Origin of the sequence: Coprococcus intestinalis (assembly GCF_023656595.1) — a bacterium.
GTDB lineage: Bacteria > Bacillota > Clostridia > Lachnospirales > Lachnospiraceae > Coprococcus_A > Coprococcus_A intestinihominis.
In genome coordinates this window covers 1-19,518 of record NZ_JAMOKJ010000024.1, presented here as the reverse complement: position 1 = coordinate 19,518, position 19,518 = coordinate 1, and the positions used below count along the sequence as shown (strand labels likewise).

General features: G+C 44.9%; 17 protein-coding genes. 3 read left to right on the top strand and 14 right to left on the bottom strand.

All coding sequences use genetic code 11. From position 1 onward, the window contains the following. Window positions 1–5 precede the first annotated feature (5 nt). The 7 genes from fmt to NBH03_RS14305 all read right to left on the bottom strand — a co-directional run bounded on the left by fmt (window position 6) and on the right by NBH03_RS14305 (window position 7,905). On the bottom strand, window positions 6–962 hold the full coding sequence (fmt, locus tag NBH03_RS14335; RefSeq protein ID WP_250799981.1) for a methionyl-tRNA formyltransferase: 957 nt from the start codon (window positions 960–962) through the stop codon (window positions 6–8). An 11-nt stretch (window positions 963–973) separates the two neighbouring features. Then, the gene (gene def / locus NBH03_RS14330) at window positions 974–1,453 is read right to left on the bottom strand and encodes a peptide deformylase (RefSeq protein WP_117528142.1); all 480 of its coding nucleotides are present in this window, start codon (window positions 1,451–1,453) and stop codon (window positions 974–976) included. 59 nt (window positions 1,454–1,512) lie between these two features. Continuing rightward, on the bottom strand, window positions 1,513–3,753 hold the full coding sequence (gene priA / locus NBH03_RS14325; RefSeq protein ID WP_250799972.1) for a replication restart helicase PriA: 2,241 nt from the start codon (window positions 3,751–3,753) through the stop codon (window positions 1,513–1,515). A 375-nt stretch (window positions 3,754–4,128) separates the two neighbouring features. Then, complete coding sequence (locus tag NBH03_RS14320; protein ID WP_250799971.1) at window positions 4,129–4,815, bottom strand: FadR/GntR family transcriptional regulator; 687 nt, start codon at window positions 4,813–4,815, stop codon at window positions 4,129–4,131. A gap of 59 nt (window positions 4,816–4,874) precedes the next feature. Beyond that, window positions 4,875–5,528, bottom strand: coding sequence for an HAD hydrolase-like protein (locus NBH03_RS14315; RefSeq protein WP_250799970.1), 654 nt, complete (start codon window positions 5,526–5,528; stop codon window positions 4,875–4,877). Next, entirely contained in the window at window positions 5,528–6,886 is a 1,359-nt protein-coding gene (murD, locus tag NBH03_RS14310) for a UDP-N-acetylmuramoyl-L-alanine--D-glutamate ligase (RefSeq protein WP_227081596.1), read from the bottom strand. The genes NBH03_RS14315 and murD overlap by 1 nt, the downstream gene beginning before the upstream one ends. Before the next feature lie 62 nt (window positions 6,887–6,948). Then, a complete protein-coding gene (locus NBH03_RS14305) occupies window positions 6,949–7,905 on the bottom strand; it encodes an NAD(P)H-dependent glycerol-3-phosphate dehydrogenase (RefSeq protein WP_250799969.1) in 957 nt (318 codons plus the stop codon). Window positions 7,906–8,335: 430 nt separating this feature from the next. Between NBH03_RS14305 and larA the strand changes: the two genes are divergently transcribed. The 3 genes from larA (at window position 8,336) to NBH03_RS14290 (ending at window position 12,040) form a co-directional block, all read left to right on the top strand. Next, window positions 8,336–9,613, top strand: coding sequence for a nickel-dependent lactate racemase (larA, locus tag NBH03_RS14300; RefSeq protein WP_015514721.1), 1,278 nt, complete (start codon window positions 8,336–8,338; stop codon window positions 9,611–9,613). Between the two features lie 172 nt (window positions 9,614–9,785). After that, entirely contained in the window at window positions 9,786–11,486 is a 1,701-nt protein-coding gene (locus NBH03_RS14295; RefSeq protein WP_215690638.1) for an L-lactate permease, read from the top strand. A gap of 281 nt (window positions 11,487–11,767) precedes the next feature. Further along, the gene (locus NBH03_RS14290) at window positions 11,768–12,040 is read left to right on the top strand and encodes a hypothetical protein (RefSeq protein ID WP_015514723.1); all 273 of its coding nucleotides are present in this window, start codon (window positions 11,768–11,770) and stop codon (window positions 12,038–12,040) included. 467 nt (window positions 12,041–12,507) lie between these two features. On the opposite strand, the gene nudC is transcribed toward NBH03_RS14290, so the two are convergent. The 7 genes from nudC to NBH03_RS14255 all read right to left on the bottom strand — a co-directional run bounded on the left by nudC (window position 12,508) and on the right by NBH03_RS14255 (window position 19,324). Then, window positions 12,508–13,344 (bottom strand): NAD(+) diphosphatase, encoded by an 837-nt coding sequence (gene nudC / locus NBH03_RS14285; protein ID WP_250799968.1) that lies wholly within the window; start codon window positions 13,342–13,344, stop codon window positions 12,508–12,510. 18 nt (window positions 13,345–13,362) lie between these two features. Beyond that, complete coding sequence (locus NBH03_RS14280; protein ID WP_215690635.1) at window positions 13,363–15,237, bottom strand: RelA/SpoT-related domain-containing protein; 1,875 nt, start codon at window positions 15,235–15,237, stop codon at window positions 13,363–13,365. A gap of 359 nt (window positions 15,238–15,596) precedes the next feature. Next, entirely contained in the window at window positions 15,597–16,499 is a 903-nt protein-coding gene (locus NBH03_RS14275) for a MetQ/NlpA family ABC transporter substrate-binding protein (RefSeq protein WP_178439649.1), read from the bottom strand. A 98-nt stretch (window positions 16,500–16,597) separates the two neighbouring features. Then, window positions 16,598–17,257, bottom strand: a complete 660-nt coding sequence (locus NBH03_RS14270) for a methionine ABC transporter permease (RefSeq protein ID WP_015514727.1) — start codon at window positions 17,255–17,257, stop codon at window positions 16,598–16,600. Next, on the bottom strand, window positions 17,250–18,281 hold the full coding sequence (locus NBH03_RS14265; protein ID WP_250799967.1) for a methionine ABC transporter ATP-binding protein: 1,032 nt from the start codon (window positions 18,279–18,281) through the stop codon (window positions 17,250–17,252). Before NBH03_RS14265 ends, NBH03_RS14270 begins: the two co-directional genes overlap by 8 nt. Continuing rightward, window positions 18,274–18,411, bottom strand: coding sequence for a hypothetical protein (locus tag NBH03_RS14260; protein ID WP_227081592.1), 138 nt, complete (start codon window positions 18,409–18,411; stop codon window positions 18,274–18,276). The genes NBH03_RS14265 and NBH03_RS14260 overlap by 8 nt, the downstream gene beginning before the upstream one ends. 376 nt (window positions 18,412–18,787) lie before the next feature. Beyond that, window positions 18,788–19,324, bottom strand: a complete 537-nt coding sequence (locus NBH03_RS14255) for an NUDIX hydrolase (protein ID WP_250799966.1) — start codon at window positions 19,322–19,324, stop codon at window positions 18,788–18,790. Window positions 19,325–19,518 lie beyond the last annotated feature (194 nt).

The window sequence follows — 19,518 nt, the reverse complement described above, 5'->3', positions numbered from 1 at the left end:
ACTTATTATTCATTTGTTTCATTTTCAAAATCCATGCGGGTGCCTTTTTCAATGGTATAGCCATTCAGGAAAGCTGAAATATCCATACGTTTCTTTCCTTCCAGCTGTACACTCTTCACGGAGAGCGCACCGATACCGGTCTGGATGATCAGACTGTTTCTGGTCACTTCCGCCACTTCACCGTATTCACAGCCATAGTTTCTGTCCAACACTTCTGCTTCCCAGATCTTTAATGTCTTACCGTCAATATACGTATAAGCACTCGGCCAAGGATTCAGACCGCGGATCAGTCGTTCAATCACAACGGCCGGCTGATTAAAATCAATATGCCCCAATTCCTTGTCAAGCATACGTGCGTATTCACCGGCCTGACTGTCATCCTGCTTCTCAGGTACGATTGTTCCGGCTTCCAGGCCGATCAATGTTCTCTCAAGCAGTTCACCGCCTGCTGCCGCCAGCTTATCATGCAGACTGCCGCCGGTTTCTTTGGCATCCACAGATACTTCTGTCTTCAGCAGCATATCACCTGTATCCAGACCAACATCCATCAGCATGGTTGTCACACCTGTCACTTTCTCGCCGTCAATGATCGCCCACTGGATCGGTGCCGCACCGCGGAACTTCGGAAGCAGGGATGCATGGACATTCACACAGCCCAGTTTCGGAATATCCAGGACTTCTTTTGGCAGGATCTGTCCAAATGCAACAACAACAATCACATCCGGTGCCATATCTCGCAGTGTCTGAATAAATTCAGGATCCTTCTTGATGCGAACCGGCTGATAAACCGGAAGATCATGGGCCAGAGCACATTCCTTGACCGGTGAATAAATGACTTTCTTGCCGCGGCCTTTTGCCTTATCCGGCTGGGTCACAACTGCCGTTATCTCAATTCCCATATCAACCATCTTCTGCAGTGTCGGCACTGCAAAATCAGGTGTTCCCATAAATACCGCTTTCATCATTCTGCCTCCTAATTCTCGTCTTCGTCTGCATAGCTCACTTCATTAAGCGGGCCCTCTACCTTTTCAAGGTACAAATGACCGTCCAGATGATCAAATTCATGACACATCGCTCTTGCGAAAAGGCCATGTCCCTCCACCTCAATCGGATTCATATCCGCATCAAAGGCCACTGTCTTCACATATTCCGGTCTGCGAACAGTACCGCTCTTGCCCGGGACACTCAGACATCCTTCATCACCAATCTGCTCACCGGCTGTCTCAACAATCTTCGGATTCACAAAAACATATGGGCCTTCACCCACATCAATCACTGCAATACGGCGAAGAACGCCTACCTGAGGTGCAGCCAGGCCGACACCTTCTGCTGCGTACATTGTCTCAAGCATATCCTGCACCAATTCTTTCAGATGTGGTGTCATCTCCTTGACTTCCTTGCAAACCTTACCAAGAACAGGGTCACCTTCATAACGTAATTTTCTAATTGCCATTTTAACACTCCTTCTTAACTGCTTCATTTGTCATTCTTTGTGCTGTCACAAACCGCCGCCTATGACTCACGTATATCAAAAGTAAAATATATATTTGAGAACTGCTGTGACCATTTCAGATATCCTTCCAGGAAATCCCTGAGCCGCATCAGTTCTTTGATGTCCTGATGTTTCATGTACATTGTGTATCTGTACAGATCTTTCGCCTTTGCAATACCGGCTCTGGAAGGGCCGATAAACTCTACCGCTTCAAAATCTGCCTCTCCGGCGATTTCACGAAGCTTCTGAACTGCCTGGCCTGTCTGCTGATCATGCTCACCTTCGGCAAGCATCACCATCATCTGCCTGTCCGGCGGATAATGCAGCATCTGCCTGAATCGGATTTCCTGGCTATAAAAACTGTCATAATCCTGCGCCGCCGCTGTCTGTATACAATAATGCTCCGGCTGATAAGTCTGGATAATAACCTCTCCTGGCCTGTCTCCTCTTCCGGCTCTCCCCGCCGCCTGGGTCAGTAGCTGAAATGTTCGCTCCGAGGACTGATAATCCCCTGCAAACAGAGACAGATCCGCAGCCAGAATACCAACCAGTGTCACATTGGCAAAATCATGTCCTTTGACAATCATCTGGGTCCCGATCAGAATATCCGCACCGCCCTCCGAAAAAGTCTGCAGGATCCTGCCCATGTCATCCTTGCCTGATGTAGTATCCCTGTCCATCCGAAGGATACGGGCTTCCGGAAATTCCTTCTGTACAAACTCCTCCACCTTCTGTGTTCCGACACCGAAACCGGCAATATAGGGTGAACCGCAGGAAGGGCACACTCTGGGCATTGACTGTTCACTGCCGCAGTAGTGGCATTTCAACAGGGTATGATGATGCACTGTCATAGACACATCACAATGTCTGCATTTCACCACATAACCGCAGCTTCTGCACGAAACAAAGCCTGCATACCCTCGTCGGTTTAAAAAAAGCATCATCTGATCGCCGCGCTTTAAACATGCATCCATGGCTTCATGCAGAGACTGACTGAGAATGCCTCTGTTCTTCATCCGGAATTCCTCTCTCAAATCCACCACCTTCACATCCGGAAGGCGGCTGCCCGTCCTGGCCCGCTGGGTCAGACTGTGCAGACCGATCATTCCCTCCCGGGCCTTCTGATAGACCGCCACAGAAGGGGTCGCCGATCCAAGAACAACCAGGGCACCGGACATCTCAGCCCTTCTGGCCGCCACTTCCGCTGCCTGATATCTCGGCACTATCTCACTCTGATACGCAGATTCATGCTCCTCATCAATAATAATAAGCCCTAATTTGTCAAAAGGCGTAAACAGAGCTGAACGCGGGCCAATCATGATAGAGGCTTCCCCCCTTTTGGCCCGCATATACTGATCATACCGTTCTCCGGCTGAAAGTCTGGAATTCATCACGGCAATCTGACTGCCGAATCGGGCATAAAATCTCGAAACAGTCTGCAGCGTCAGTGAAATCTCGGGAATCAGTACAATAATCTGCCTACCCTCATTCAGAACTTTCTCCATCAGGGCCATATAAACCTCTGTCTTACCGCTGCCTGTAATACCATATAAAAGATGCATTCCCTGCTCTCTGCTCCAGTGTTCACGGCAAATGGCCGCATTCTGCCAGATGGATGCCACAGCATTCATCTGTTCATCATTCAGGCACACTTCCTGCCAGCCGTCAAGTCTCTGTCTCACAGGATTCCTGTACACCTGCGAGGTCTCCTCTCTGATAACGCCGGTTTGAAGGATTGATTTCATCGTTGATGCTGAAATCTGCAGTACCCCGGTCACGGTTTCCTTCGACATACATCCTTCCTTCAGCATCGCCTCCAGAAGCCTGACCCTGGCCTTCTCACGCCTACTCTTCCTGCTTTTCTCAAGGAGCTGCTGCGCGCCCTCCCTGTCTGCAAGGAAGTAGGCTGTCCTTTTCACTTCCTTCACTGACTTCTTGACAGGCAGAACCGTCTTCAGCGCCTGTGCCATCGTACAGCCATATCGTTCGTGCATCCAGTCTGCCAGCGCAATCAGCTGTCCTGTTGCCGCCGGTGCTTTCGTCACTCCCAAAATATCCTTGATCTTCGACGCATCATAAGCCAACACGGTATCCACGCCAATGACATAGGCCTGCCGTCTCCGATTACCGCTTCCGAAAGGCACATTGACCTGACAGCCCACCGTCACCGCATCCAACAGTTCCTCCGGTACCCTGTATTGAAAAATACGATCCAGACTGTTCACGGATATATCCACAATCACATCTATATAAACTGCCATATTCACCGCCCTTACATTCAGACTGCTACGCAAATAGCATAATCCATTTCATTATAGCATAATTGACCTGCAGTAGGCAAACTTTTTAAAAGTATGGAAAAAAGAGCAGAAAAAAAGAGCTATTACAAAATACACCACTTTATTTTGCAATGGCTCTTTTTCAAAAAGAAAAACATCCTTATTCCGTTGCGTTTCGTTGAACCCGGCAAGATACAACTTGATTCAATCAATTAAGGAGATATGACGCATTCGCGTCTCCAACTGGTACTACCAGTTGATATAAATATTATATAATGTTTTCCTTCTTTTGTCTACCGTTTCGCTTGGCCTCTTGTTGACTCTTTGTTGACTTGCAGAATTCAACGTTTCCCGGACTTAAGTGTCCATATTTTTACAAATATAAACAAAATGTTCATCTAATGCTCTTTTGCCAAGCTCCAGATCACGATTGCAGATGGCCTCCACAAGATGTCTGTGTATGCCCTGAAATGTCATCGATTTGCGTTCATTAGTCATGATCTTGGACCTTGTCTCACGGATAAAATTGTCCATAATCTTGGCCAATGCCAGATAATTAGCCATGACCAGACGATTGCCCGAAGCCTCCACAATCGTATAATGGATCATCTTATCACTCAGCACCTGTTCTTCCTCATCCGCACTGTTCTCCAGCACCTCAAGATTCGCCTTCAGCTTTTCTATCTGTTCATGTGAAATATTGTCCATTGCCAGTACAACTGCCTGAAACTCCACCGCATAGCGGAATTCACGGATCTCATTGTATGTCATCTTCTCAAGGGCATACATCATGGTCATCACCTGAACAAGAGTCTTATCAAAATGATCTGCAATGTAATTGCCGATGCCGTGCTGACTGGAAATCACACCGATGACCTCAAGAATACGAATTCCCTCCCTGACGGAATTCCTGCTGACAGACAGCATCTGAGATAGTTCCCGCTCAGAGGGAAGCTTATCTCCTACTTCAAAATGGCCGTCCAGAATATTGCTCTCAATATAATCAATGACTTTCTCGTACGCCTTCTCATATACTTTATCCAAGGCCTTCCCCTGCCTTTCCCGAAAATATTCAGTCAGTCCCAAATACTCCGAACACTTTTCTAATGTGCCTTAAAGAAATCATACAATTCCTCAACTGTACAAACCGTATAATCAGCTCCGGCTTCCTCCAGTTCCCCTTCATGTGCATATCCGTAATATACGCCCAATTTGTCAACATGATTCTTTCCTGCACCGATCATATCATGCAGTCTGTCACCGATCATCAGAACTTCCTGCCTCTGTCCATCAGCGACCTGCAGCTGTCTGAGCGCTTCCGTAATAACTTCGCCTTTATCCGTTCGCCGCCCATCCATTTCGCTTCCCACCACCACATCAAAATACGGCATCAATTCGTATTTATCAAGGATACGTCGAGCATAAACCTCCGGCTTCGAAGTTGCCAGGGCAATGCTTCGCCCCTGCTTCTTCAAGTCTGACAGCAGTGTATGAATGCCGGGATAAACGCCATTTTCAAAAATGCCGATATCTTTAAAACGCTCACGATACTTCTTAAGGGCCATATGTCCCTGGGCATCATCCAACTGATAATATTTCTGGAATGATTCCAGAAGCGGCGGACCGATGAAATCCACCAGATCCTCTGTGTCCGCCTCAATACCAAAATACTTCAGCGCATATTGTACGCATTTTGTAATGCCCTCCTTCGGGTCCGTCAATGTGCCATCCAGATCAAAAAGAATATAACGGTACATTACACGCCCTCCCGTACAAGTTCAGCAAATGCTTCGCCGCGGGCTTCAAAATTCTTAAAAATACCATAGCTTGCCGCTGCCGGTGACATCACACAGCAATGTCCCTGACGACAGATCTTCTTGGCTAAAGCAACCGCTCCATCCAGATGGTAAACCAGTTTGATTCGTTCTGTGCCATTAAACGCCGGATAATATTTGCCGATTTCCTCAAAAATACGTCTGCCGGTTGCTTCCATCAGAATGATATGCGGCACATCACAGACTGACAAAAACTGAATCAGTTCACTGTAATCAATGCCTCTGTCCATACCTCCGATCAGAACCGCATCCGTATCCGGCAGACTCTTCAGCGCCTGGATCGTTGTATCACAGATTGTCGAAATGGAATCATCGTAAAAGCGAATACCGCATGCTTCACCAATGTACTGCAGACGGTGCGGCAGCGGATGGTAGGTCATCAAAGCCTTTGAAAAGTCCTCATCACTGATGTCATACATTGCGCAGACCGCATAAACAAAGGCAATGTCCACATAATTATGATGACCGATCAGTCTGATCTGCGCCGTTGGAATCTGATAAGTATGCTTCTTGGTTTTAATGACTGAACCGCTTATAGTTACATCCGCCGCAGTTGTCCCACGGCCCTCTTCATCCCGATCGCAGACTTTGATGAGTCTGCCTTTGTATGAACCCTCTTCCGGAAGATTATCTACATTGCAGATCAAAATATCTCCTGACGTCTGCGGTCTGTAAATATTCTCTTTGGCTGCCACATATTTCTCCATCGTACCGTAATGATCCAGATGTTCCTCATGGATATTCAGGAGCAATCCTACATGTGGCGCACAGGTGACATATTCCAGCTGATGACAGGAAAGCTCACACACGATCAGTGTCTGTTCATTGATCTGATCCAGCATATCAAACATCGGTATACCAATGTTGCCCACCAGCACACAGTCATGTCCGGTTTCCTTTAATATATGGTAGATCATCGTTGTGGTCGTACTCTTTCCCTTTGTTCCTGTAATGCCAATGCACTGTCGGCCAAAACGTCTGAAAAACAATTCTGTCTGCGAAACAATCTCACAACGGTAATCATGAATATCCCGCTCAAGCACAATACCCGGGCTTTTAAACACCACATCAAAATCATCCAGGCACTTCTGATAATCCGGTCCGCAGATCAATTCTGCCGGATGGCCTTCCTCCAGCTGAACATGGTTCATATCAGCAATGGCAATCCGACTGTAGCTGCCGGCCTCTTTGATACGCTGCCAACTTGAACGACCCTCACGGCCATATCCCAGGATCAGTACGCTTTTATTCTCTATTAATTCTCTGATTGTATGAATCACACTAACACCTCTATATTTTTCTAATCATTATAATCATGCAGGGCTTTTTGTAAAGGGGCCCATCAAAATTCATTCTTCAAGCTGCGCGTAAAAAGCTGATGAAGTGTCATACGCGGGTCTGCATGCTCATATAAAATACCATAAACAGCTTTTGAAATCGGCAGCTCCACCTGATATCTCTCCGAAAGCTCTACAAGGGCCTTCACCGTATAATATCCCTCTGCCAGCTGTCCATAATCTTCACCCTTAATAAAAGACTCGCCAAACTGACGATTATGACTGAACTTTGAAAACACCGTAGCTTCATAGTCACCCAGGTGGCACAGTCCATAAGCGGACAGTTCATTGCCCCCCATTGCTGCAATAAGTCTGGCAATCTCTCTTGTTCCCCGGGACATTAATGCACCTTTCAGCGTTGTCAGGCCGAAGCCGTCCAGCATCCCTGCGGCAATGCCGATCACATTCTTGGCAGCAGCACCAATCTCATTGCCAATCATGTCCTGTCCATAATAAAACCGGATCAGATCACTGGAAAAAGCCTCCAAAAGCTGTTTCTTGACCTGTTCGTCCTCGCTGTCGATCACCATGCAGTTCGGAATACCGTTATAAAACTCCTGAACATGCCCAGGTCCAATCCATACAGCCACTTTGTTTGAAACATCCAGATGCGCTGAAGCAATCTGCGACAGTCTCCGTCCTGTACCAATCTCTATGCCTTTCATACAAAGGACAAAGATCTTATTCTGAAGCTTCATCATCTGCAGCTGTGTCATCAGGCTGTCAAGGCTCTGAGCCGCAATCGAAATGACGATCACATCTGCCTTGTCAACTGCATCCAAATCTGTTGTCAGCTGAATGGATTCTGGCAGCGTCAGCAGGCCATTGCTTCTTGTTTCTATAAACTGCTGTATATGGGAGGAGCTCTTTCTTCCATATAAAGTGACTGTATGTCCTGTTCTGTCCAGATACCAGGCAATAAAAGATCCCCATCGACCGCAGCCGATTACTGTTATATTCATAAAAAAATCCTTTCTGTTCCACGGTATTTGCAAAATACTTCTTTTTTATCATTATATCATTTATGCGTGACGGTCGCAATGGCGGCAAAATTTTGCATGTTACGTTCTTAACGATATGTTGTATACAATACTACAGCCGAATTTTGTATAAATTCACTAAAAATGTCTATTTAAAGATCTTGATTCAATTATTTATGGATAGTACATTGCCTACAAATCATTTTTTTGCGTTTTATGCGTCACATATTTAACAACAAACTTTATTCTTTCATAATACTTTTTAGAAAATTTGCATAATTTTCTTGCCTATATATGGAGAGTATGCTAAAATAAAAAAGAAGTTGAAGTCACATCCTATCAATTTTGCCATCCCATATACGCAGAATTGAATCGGATACACTAATCAAAATTTAATAACGAGGTGGAACGTATGAAGACAGTTAATTTCCTTTATGGCAGAACAACGTTTGATTTGGAAGTGCCTGATGACACACCAGTCTTAACATCCAACGTTGATGCGCTCAAGAGTGACAAAGATGGCTATGAAATCGTGAAAGAAGCCATGGATCATCCTATTGACAGCCCACATCTGTATGAACTTGCAAAGGGCAAGCCAGACTGTACCATCATTATCAGCGACCACACACGTCCGGTTCCGAGCCAGGATATCCTGCCTCATATGATCAGAGAACTGAGATGCGGCAACCCTGATATCAAGATTACATTACTTGTTGCAACAGGTTTCCATCGTCCAACAACAGTTGAAGAATTAAAAGGCAAGCTCGGCGATGCACTTTATGAAGAATTCAAAGACAACATCGTTGTTCATGATGCACATGACCCATCGAAGAATATTAAGGTAGGTAATCTTCCTTCCGGTCCTGACTGTATCATTGATAAAGTTGCTTACAACGCTTCTCTTCTTGTAGCTGAAGGTTTCATTGAAGCACATTTCTTCGCTGGTTTCTCCGGCGGTCGTAAGAGTGTCCTTCCTGGTATCTGTGATGCTGTTACTGTTATGGGTAACCATTGCGGTGAATTTATCGCCAGCCCATATGCTCGTACAGGTATCCTTGACAAGAACCCAATCCATGAAGATATGGTTGCAGCTGCAGAGATGGCCAAACTGGCATTTATCTGCAACGTTGTTATTGATGAAGACAAGAAGACAGTTGCTGCTTTCGCAGGCAACTTCAAGACAGCTCACAGAAAAGGTGTTGATTTCCTGTCCGGCTACTGTGCAGTTAAGCCTGCTCCGGCTGATATCGTTATTACAACAAATGGCGGTTATCCTCTGGATCAGAACGCTTATCAGTGTCCAAAGGGCATGAGTGCAGCTGAAGCTACAGTTAATGACGGCGGTGTTATCATTATGTTAGCTACATGTCAGGATGGTCATGGCGGTGAATCCTACTACCATTCTATCGCTGATGCAGAATCTGCTGACGCATTCTTCCAGCAGTGCTTACATACACCTCAGGTTGAGACACTTCCAGACCAGTGGTGTGCACAGATCTGGTGTCGTATCGTCCGCAAGTACAAAGTTCTCTTTGTTGCAGATAAAGCTCAGGAACAGCTGATCAGAGACCTGAAGGTAGAATATTTCGAAACACTTGATGAAGCTTATGCAAGAGCCCGTGAACTTAAAGGACCGGACGCTACGCTTACATGTATCCCTAATGGTGTTTCTGTTGTTGTCAAAGACTGATCGAATTAATAAAAATTAAATATGATTTGTTTATCATTGAATAAACATCCCGATTTGTTGAACCCGGCAAAGTGATACAAACAAGTTGCTGTCAGGCATAGCCGATTATCCTGACAGCAGCTCTGATGATTCAATGATATTGCAAATAAAAAATCTTAAGGAGGTATACGTTATGTATGCAATACTTGCTTTCATTCCAATCATTGTTACAGTCGTATTAATGGTTGCATTTAACTGGCCTGCTAAGAGAGCGCTGCCGTTAGCGTGGATTTTAGCCGCCATCATCGGTGTTGCTGTATGGAAGATGAGCATTGGTGCTGTCGCATTACAGACAGTCATCGGTTTCCTTGAAGCTTTCGCCGTACTTGTTATTATCTTTGGTGCCATCCTGATTATGAACACTCTTTCAAGTTCAGGTGCTATGGCAGCCATCAACGGTATGTTTACAGGTATCTCTCCTGATGCCCGTATCCAGGCTGTTATCATTGGTTTCATTTTCGGTGCATTCATCGAAGGTGCTGCCGGTTTCGGTACACCTGCTGCCCTTGCTGCTCCACTGCTGATCAGTGTCGGTTTCCCACCTCTTGCAGCCGCAGTTGTTGCACTGATTTACAACTCCGTTCCTGTATGTTACGGTGCTGTAGGTACACCTACAAACTCAGCCATGGCTACACTTGGTGAATCCGTTACATCCCTGGGTGGCAACGTTGATTCCTTCAAAGCTAACCTGACATTCTTCTCAGCAGTCAACATGGCAGTTGGTGCTTTCTTCATCGTTACAATCGGTATCATCCTTCTTGTAACAATGTTCGGTAAAGATGCTGAACACAAGAAAGTTGCCAAGGCATTTGAAATTTTACCATTTATCATTTTTGTTTGCGTAGTTTTCGATGTTATTTACCTCTTAATTGCTAAATTCATCGGTCCTGAGCTTGTATCTCTTGTAGCAGCTGTTATCACTCTGTTCGTAGTCCTCTTCACATCCAAGAAGGGCTTCCTGATGCCAAAGAACATCTGGACATTCGGCGAAAAAGAAACATGGGATCACTCATGGCTCAACACAACAGAAGTTCCTGAACCAAAACAGTCCAATATGTCTCTTGTTAAAGCATGGATTCCTTACCTGTTAATCGGTCTTGCACTTGTTATCACTCGTGTATGGTCCACATTACAGCCAGACAGCTGGGCAGGCGCTATGAAGGCCTTTAAGGTAACACTTCCGTTATTTGGCGGTGCATCATGGAGCTGGGCTGTTCTCTGGAACCCAGGTATCATCTTCATTATCGTTGGTCTGATTACCATTCCGCTCCACGGTATGAATGGTGACACTGTTAAGGAAGCATGGAAGAACTCCTTCACCCAGGTAAAAGGTGCTGCTATTGCCCTTCTCTTCGGTGTTGCGATGGTTTACATCTTCCGTAACTCTGCAAATGACGGTATTCAGGTTTCTTACATGATCGATGGCAGAACAGCCGGACTTGGCTCAATGCTTACTATGATGGCTGATGGTCTTGGTTCTATCTTCAGAGGCGCTTACATTGTTATCGCTCCTCTGATCGGTGTTCTCGGTTCCTTCATGTCAGGTTCCAACACAGTATCAAATACACTGTTCTCAAGCCTTCAGTTTGAGACAGCAACACTTGTTGGTCTTCCACAGGTTATCATCGTTGCTCTTCAGAACAATGGTGGTGCCATTGGTAATATGGTATGTGTTAACAACGTTGTATCCGCTTGTGCCACAACAGGTACAAACGGCAACGAAGGTAAGATTATCCGCACAAACTTCTTACCATGTATCGTTTACTGTGTCATCGTTATCGTTGTATCTCTGATCGTTATCAGCCTTGGCGGTGCAACTGTACTTGGAGCTTAATGTTTCACAAGATTTCATAGTTGATTCATTCGATTGATTCAAACGTAAATAGCTGCTGCAAAATTGAAAAAAGATACTCAATTTTGCAGCAGTTTCTTTTTATAATTTGTAACTGTTCAGAGCCAAGCAAAATTTCAAAAAACAGGTATAAAATGCTTGCATTTTTAAAACTGTTTTTGAAATTTTATTTGGCGGATACGCCACACCGACGAAATGCGTAGCATTTTGGAGGTTGGCTCTGAACAGTTACTATAATTTTACTTTTTAAAGGGGTGTCTGACATGTTATTTATTGCTTACATAGTGATCGCCATTGCTGCTCTCGTCATGGTTTATTTTGGTCATTTGCAGGGAACCAGCCAATTCTATACATCTATTCTGGGTGCTACTATCGTTCTCTACTGTGTTTACCTCGATTTCAAAAAGCGCCGCGAGAAGAAAGCCGAAGAAAACAAGAAGAACGGCAAGTCTGTCAAAAAGACACAGCATTCCGGCAAAAAATCCAATACGAACATCAGTCAGAATGCCCGTCGTTCAACGAAAAACATTAAATAGTCGGGAGCGAATCCTAATCTATCAAAGAGTTTCTAAATAAGTCATTCCATGCAGGCACGTTCGCACTGCCAACACCTGGCAGCAGTACATAAGGCAGCAAAGAACGCTGCCTTAGTACTGGCCGGCGTTGAAGCACCTGCATGGAATGACTTATTTAGAAACTCTTTTTGATGTTTTTTGATTCGCTCCTTTTATTTTGATCCGCAAGAAAGCAAAGGTCATTCCTACATATAATGTTTTCACAATTGACGTTCAAGTATTCATTTAATAATAGCGTGCGATCTAATACCCAAAGATAAAGGATATCAAAAAGAGCTGTTTAACACGGGCGTTTCAGCAATCGCCGGTCCTTAGGCAGTGTTTTTTACTGCCTTATGTACCGCTGCGAATTGCTGTCAACGAAAGTGTGCCTGTGTTAAACAGCTCTTCTTGATATCCTTTTCTTAGCATGCAAACCGCACGCTTCATTAATTAAAGTGACTTCTGCCTTCTTTGAAAGCCATGATCATCTCATTGGTCAGGCTGCAGTCCTCATACGTCACCGGTATTTCTTCCCGCTCAAACCATTCCGCCATGGACAGTTCTGTCTGATCCAATGTAATGTCCTCTCCGCCTTCCAGTTCTGCATAAAAACCCATCAGCAACGTGTCAGTAAAGGACCAGGGCTGACTCTTATAATAATGCAGCTTACCAACTTTAAGTCCTACTTCTTCCATGACTTCACGGTGAACGGTTTCTTCCACCGACTCTCCAATCTCAGAAAATCCTGCCAGAAGTGCATAATTCTTATAAGCCCGACCGGCATATTTCGACATCAAAATCTTATTCTCATGAATTAAACCAATGATGACAGCCGGTGAAATCTTGGGATACTCCATAAGGCCACATTCCGGGCACTGCATCATCCGCTCTTCTGTCGAGTGAACCATTACAGCGCCACAGCATCCGCAAAATCTCCGGCTTCTGTACCATTCTGCCAGCTGAAGACCTGTAACGCCTGCAAAGGCCTGATATTTCGGCTGTGCTTTTCGCATCTTCTGAATACTTTCAAAATGATACAGATCCAGTAATGTCTCGTCTATTTCGCTGCAAAGGAAATAACGACAATCATCAATCCGAAACAGATAGCTATATTGTCTTGCTTCTTTCTTGCTTATTTCCTCGTATTTCGGATAAACAATCTGCTCATCATCATATGCCAGAAGGACTTCACGCTTTCTGTAAAACAGCACACAATCTCCCTTCTGGATTTCAAAATGATGATATTCATTATGATAGTGATGGGGTGCGATATCCTGAATCATAACTCACCAATTCCTCCTCTACGCGTCCATCATCTCTGCACGCATTTCCTGCAATAATTTATGGTAGAACGCCTGGCCGCCTTTGACGATATCATAACGTCGTCCTTCCTGCTTCATCTGCTGACGTCCAAAGCTGCAATTAAGAATATCCTCCTCTTTGTATACAGTCCGCTGGCCGATAATATCCCCATTCCGAACAGAAACCGCTGATTTAAATACAAAAACAGTCGGTTCTTCCAGAGGAATATCCAATGATTCCAGAAGCTGATTGCCAATATCCATGTTACATGTATAAATATGGGTATACCGCCCTGCCATCCTTGTAAAATCATATACCCTGAAATTCTCAAGCCAATCCTCATTGAGCCATCCATTGTCTCGTTCATAAGACACGACAAGACAGACCGGCATGGTTCTTCTGCGGCTGAGAATCAGATCATGAATCTTCTTAATCTGGTATTCCCGGATAATCTTTCTGGATGTTGACAGATATCTCACATCAAAAAGACCAACTTTATCCGCAATATTGGAGTAAAACTTCGGACAGCTGAAATAACGGTTTAAATAGCCTCTGCGCTCCTCTGACACCGCATAGGAATTGCGGACAGACAGCATCTGACGGCCATCCTCCTCCGGATAGCACTCTGCTTCCGTCACCCACACCTGTCCGGGTGCTTCCATATCAATATGCATACAGTTCATTTTCCAGTAATCATGCTCCGGTTCATACACAATCACCAGCCGATAGCCCAGAAGGTTCTTCTCAAAAGTCATAGGCTCCGTCGGCAGATCACCGTCCAAATGACCATACTTGTCATAAATCCATGAATAGGCCAACCGGGCAGCCTCTATACAGGCATCATGCTTGGAATATTTATACGTACTGAGATTCACAAGTGCCTTGAATACCGTCACTTTTCTCAGAGGTCTGAGCTTACCGAAAGTCATTTCCTCGCCGATATTCTCATTACCGTCATCAAAAACATCTCTGTCATGAAAAAGTTTCTCCAGACGTTCATCATGTATAACCGCTTCATTGACCAGGGCTGCAATGGTATTCACATTAATCGGCACACGTCTCGGCTGTTTCAGCAGTTCTTCGACGAGTACCTGACGGCTTGTTTTGAACAGGCGCTTACCAAGATTCTCCTCCGAACGGTCATTGTTCAGAAGTTCCTCAAGCTCCGGATACATCGGGCGTTCTTCCATCTTCAGGCGATAGTGCGCCTTCATCATACCGGCCCAATTGCGCTCCTTATAAAGCTCATGCCCCAGATTTTCAAAAAGAGTCACCAACGACTTATCGCACAACTCCAATGTTGCAAGAATGCTGTTAAAATATCTGGCAAAACTGTTCTTGCCGCTCCAGAGCTCGCCGCCTTTATATTTCATATCATGTTCAATTTCATGCCAACCCTCAAAAAATACGGTCTTCAACTGTATCTCGAAAGTATCATCAATGCACATCTCCCATGTTTCATCCGAAATCTGCTGTTTCAGATAATCCGGCAAACGGAAAACGCCATTGATCTTCACCGGCTTGAATTCCACTTCATTCTGCTCAGACTCAGACCATTCCACAAGGGAAAACATGCGCTCCATCATCTGTCTGCATATTCTTAAATCATCTTCAAAGTAAACATCTACACGGAGCCCCACCAGATCCTGAATTTTCTTATCCGCATTATAAGACTTTACCTGATACTTTCTGGCCAGAGATTCCGATGTCTTTATCCTCGAAAAAATTCTGTAATAGAGTCCGCTCTGCTTGAGTCGTTCCTCTATCAGATGTTTTAACTCCACCTCAACAATGGCAGGCACCTTAACTCTGGATTCGATTTCTTCTTTTGTAAAAGCGATTTTCTCCACCATGTGATGGTTCCACCCTCCCATTCTTCCTTCTTAATCGTGTATGTCCAAAAACAACATTCATCAAATACCTCTCCTGTCAATCTCCTGTCATTGAAGATTGTCTTAAAGGCGCAACACACACTATCTTATACTATACCACACTAAAGCAGTCAGTGATAGGGATTCTGCTGATATTTTTGAAAATTTTAATTCTGACACAATTGCAATCTCAGTTTCCATACCTATTCATTTCTGAATAGTCTGGCACTTCAGCGCGTTGTCATCTGCACAAAAAAACTTCCGAAGAGATCGCATGCACAGGCACGCTGTCCCCGAAAGTTTTTTGTTGTATTGATGATTATCTAATTCTTATGATTGTCTCAGACAATCCTTTCAGAATATTAGTCCTCGAAAGGAATAACAGCGCCATCATATGTATCGTTGATGTACTGTTTGATCGTGTCTGATTTCAGTGTATCAACAAGTGCTTTGATGGCCGGATTGTTTTCGTTGCCTTCTTTAACCGCGATAACATTTACATATGTCTTAGCAGCTTCAGAATCGGATTTCTCGTAAGCAAGGGCATCTTTGCCTACAGAATAACCAGCTTCAAGTGCATAGTTACCATTTAATACAACATAAGCAACCTCGCCTGTTACACGGGCAACCTGAGCTGCTTCAAGTTCCTGGATCTTGATGTTCTTTGGATTTTCAGCGATATCATTTACAGTTGCTTCAAGACCTGCACCGTCTTTCAGAGTGATGATACCGTTATCCTGAAGGAGCAGAAGTGCTCTTGCTTCATTTGTTGTATCGTTAGGAACTGCGATCGTATCACCTTCTGCTAAATCATCAAGGCTGCTCTTTGTACCCGGGTAGATGCCGAATGGTTCATAATGGATACCGCCTGCATTCACAAGGTGTGTACCTTTTTCTTCATTAAAGGATTCCAGATAAGGAATATGCTGGAAGTAGTTGGCATCGAAATCACCGGATTCTACAACTTCGTTTGGCTGTACATAATCATTGAATACTGTTACCTGAAGATCATAACCCTGCTCTGCAAGGAGAGGTTTTGCCTGTTCAAGGATTTCTGCATGTGGTGTTGCGCTTGCTGCAACCTTGATTGGTGTCAGATCGCCGCTGGCTGCTGTTGTCTCACCTGCTGCCTCTGTACCAGCTGTTTCTGTGCCTGCTTCTGTCTGAGCTGCTGTGCTGCTCTGTGTGTTGGATGAACCGCATGCTGTTAATGCGCCAACTGCAAGAACGCCTGCGAGAACGCCTGCTAAAAATCTCTTCTTCATTTTGAATTCCTCCATTCATATTTTAAATAAATAAAAATTTATAATAATTCAACGTCACTTTCAAAGTACTTTGCACAATGACCCTGAATAATTACATACTACTTTCTCTTGTCCAAACGAACCGACAGCTTCATGCCGATTGTCTGGAACAACTGAACTAATACCACCAGTAAAACAACCGTCACGATCATGATATCTGCCTGGTATCTGTAATAGCCATAACGTATCGCAATATCACCAAGACCGCCGCCGCCGATGGTACCTGCCATCGCTGAGTAGCCCAAAACAGTACCCAGTGTGATCGTCACACCAACGATCAGTGAAGTTCTTGCTTCCACAAGCATAACCTTTGTAATAATCTGCATCGTTGATGCGCCCATGGACTTTGCTGCCTCGATAACACCTGAATCCACCTCATTCAGTGATGATTCAACCATTCGTGCAATAAATGGTGCTGCTGAAATAACAAGGGGTACAATCGTTGCTGTAGAGCCATAGCTCTTGCCCACAATGGCCTTTGTCAAAGGCATCAGCAAAATCAGCAAAATCAAGAACGGAATGCTTCGGCCAATATTGACAATCACATCCAGCACTTTGTACACGCCGGCATTCGGTCTGATGCCATCCTTGGAAGTTGTCACCATAATAATACCCATCGGAAGCCCCAGTACGTAACCAAAAATAGTTGCACCAAGCGTCATATACAATGTCTCACCGATACCCTTGATCAGCATCTCCATTACTTCCTGACTAAACATACTGCGTCACCTCCTCAATTTCAAGGCCTTTCTCAACCATGTATGCCTTAATCTGCTCCTGCAGCTCATGGCCTTCCGGAAGGCCAAGGATCATCTCGCCCTTGGCAATACCGCCCACATTCTTCGTATCTGCCTTCAGAATATTCACCGGCACGCCAAACTTCAGGATCATATTCGCGATCACAGGCTCAAAAGCCGAATTCTCAGTAAAGACAATACGCAGACACTTATCTTCAAGGACTCTCTCCTTCTGACGCGTCTCGCCATTCCACTGGTTCTCTGAAATATCCCCAAGAATCAGTTCACGGGCTGCCTCTGACTTCGGATGGTTGAAAATCTCTTCAACCTCCCCCTCTTCCACCAGAACGCCATGATTCAAAATCGCCACATGCTTGCAGATCTCACGGATAACTGCCATCTGATGGGTAATGATCACGATCGTAATGCCGAACTTCTCATTGATATCCTTTAAAAGTGCCAGAATTGAGGCTGTGGTCTGCGGATCCAGTGCGCTTGTGGCCTCATCACAAAGAAGTATCTTCGGATCGGATGCAAGGGCTCTTGCAATGGCCACACGTTGTTTCTGACCGCCTGATAACTGAGACGGATAAGCATTTGCCTTTTCCTCCAGATCAACCAGTTTCAGAAGTTCCATGGCCCGCCTGCGCGCATCTGCCTTCTTCTCGCCGCGCAATAATAACGGAAAACAAATATTGTCTATCACATTCTTCTGCATCAGCAGATTGAAATGCTGGAAAATCATTGCGATCTCCTGACGCTGCTTTCTCAGCTCCTTCTCTGTCAGTGTTGACAGATCCTTGCCGCCGACTAAAACTTCACCTTCTGTCGGTCTCTCAAGAAAATTCAGACATCGTACCAATGTACTCTTACCTGCTCCGGACATACCGATAATACCATAAATATCACCGGGCTTAATACTCAGATTAATGTCCTTCAGTGCTTCTACCTTCACACCCTTTAAGTCAAAAGACTTCGAAAGATGTCGGACTTCAATATCAGACATAAAATCCCCTTTCCCGCATATATGCGATCACATCGTGCCCTCCGGCACCTGATGCCTCTGTGCAGCTGATGATCATACGCCAATCCCCATTGCACAAAAAAGCAGGTACACGCATGTACCTGCCTATCATCTTATCCTTATCTCTTCATACACTCAGAGTCCCATAAGAATTATGAACCAGATATTACTGCGCATCAAAAATAACCGTGTCATCAACCATATGCATACCACACATGATGCCACAGCTACACATCATCATATCTGTTGTCCATGAATGCTGATGTCCTAATGCTATCATATCTGCTCCTTCTTTCTGTTACTCACTGTCGCTTCCGTCAAACATCCCTGCCTGCTTCTGCTTACTGACATTTATTATTCCATGAACCACCCATTTTGTCAAGACTCTTATGTGAATTTTCAACCGCTTTCCAACAATTTCCCCAGCATTTTCGTGTTGAATATCTGCATCATTCGTTTATTCAGCCCTGACTTGCAGTCTGACCAGTCTAAAAAGGCAGCATATCCAGTTCTTCAGGAAGAATACAATGCGGCATGCTATTGTCCCGCACACGGCGTCTGCACTCATCCAACGGCATCCAGATCACCCCGGATACTTCTGAAACCTGCAGTTTCATCGCTTCCGGCTCCACATCTTTCCATATGTAAAATACTTTGCTCACCTGATCATCCTTAAAAGGTGCCCCATGAAAAAAAGACTCCGACTGGATCCGTATCAATCCGCAATCATTTAATTCAGAACAATCCGCCGTAAGTCCCAGTTCTTCCCTGAGTTCCCGCAGTGCTGAATCTTCAAAATCAACCCCCGCTGGAATATGCCCCGCGCTGGACGTATCATAGCATCCCGGAAAAGAATCCTTGTTATCACTGCGCTTTTGCAGAAGTACCTCCACACCTTCCGACCTTCTTCTCAAAAGCCAGACATGGGATGTTCTGTGCCGGATCCCCTTCGCATGGGCAATACTCCGCTCAACGGTCTCCCCTGTGGGAATACCATTCTCATCCACAACATCCAAAAGCTCCATCAATATCCATCTCCCATCACTTTACAAAAACATCTCAAAAATCAACACCTATTCATATACTTATATCATACGTGACATGCTCCCACCACTTAAATCACAGATTTTGAAGTGGGGGCTTCTTGCTCAATGGCTCTACTGAGCCAAGTATCTACAAGCTATCCTCGCGTGCCCCGCGATTCATTTTTCCCCAGTTA

Coding starts and splice junctions, on each gene's coding strand:
- nudC (WP_250799968.1), bottom strand. CDS start 13,344: ATGATTCAGGATATCGCACCCCATCACTATCATAATGAATATCATCAT.
- fmt (WP_250799981.1), bottom strand. CDS start 962: ATGAAAGCGGTATTTATGGGAACACCTGATTTTGCAGTGCCGACACTG.
- NBH03_RS14295 (WP_215690638.1), top strand. CDS start 9,786: ATGTATGCAATACTTGCTTTCATTCCAATCATTGTTACAGTCGTATTA.
- larA (WP_015514721.1), top strand. CDS start 8,336: ATGAAGACAGTTAATTTCCTTTATGGCAGAACAACGTTTGATTTGGAA.
- NBH03_RS14275 (WP_178439649.1), bottom strand. CDS start 16,499: ATGAAGAAGAGATTTTTAGCAGGCGTTCTCGCAGGCGTTCTTGCAGTT.
- NBH03_RS14260 (WP_227081592.1), bottom strand. CDS start 18,411: ATGATAGGCAGGTACATGCGTGTACCTGCTTTTTTGTGCAATGGGGAT.
- def (WP_117528142.1), bottom strand. CDS start 1,453: ATGGCAATTAGAAAATTACGTTATGAAGGTGACCCTGTTCTTGGTAAG.
- NBH03_RS14270 (WP_015514727.1), bottom strand. CDS start 17,257: ATGTTTAGTCAGGAAGTAATGGAGATGCTGATCAAGGGTATCGGTGAG.
- NBH03_RS14305 (WP_250799969.1), bottom strand. CDS start 7,905: ATGAATATAACAGTAATCGGCTGCGGTCGATGGGGATCTTTTATTGCC.
- NBH03_RS14255 (WP_250799966.1), bottom strand. CDS start 19,324: ATGGAGCTTTTGGATGTTGTGGATGAGAATGGTATTCCCACAGGGGAG.
- priA (WP_250799972.1), bottom strand. CDS start 3,753: ATGGCAGTTTATATAGATGTGATTGTGGATATATCCGTGAACAGTCTG.
- NBH03_RS14315 (WP_250799970.1), bottom strand. CDS start 5,528: ATGTACCGTTATATTCTTTTTGATCTGGATGGCACATTGACGGACCCG.
- NBH03_RS14280 (WP_215690635.1), bottom strand. CDS start 15,237: ATGGGAGGGTGGAACCATCACATGGTGGAGAAAATCGCTTTTACAAAA.
- NBH03_RS14290 (WP_015514723.1), top strand. CDS start 11,768: ATGTTATTTATTGCTTACATAGTGATCGCCATTGCTGCTCTCGTCATG.
- NBH03_RS14265 (WP_250799967.1), bottom strand. CDS start 18,281: ATGTCTGATATTGAAGTCCGACATCTTTCGAAGTCTTTTGACTTAAAG.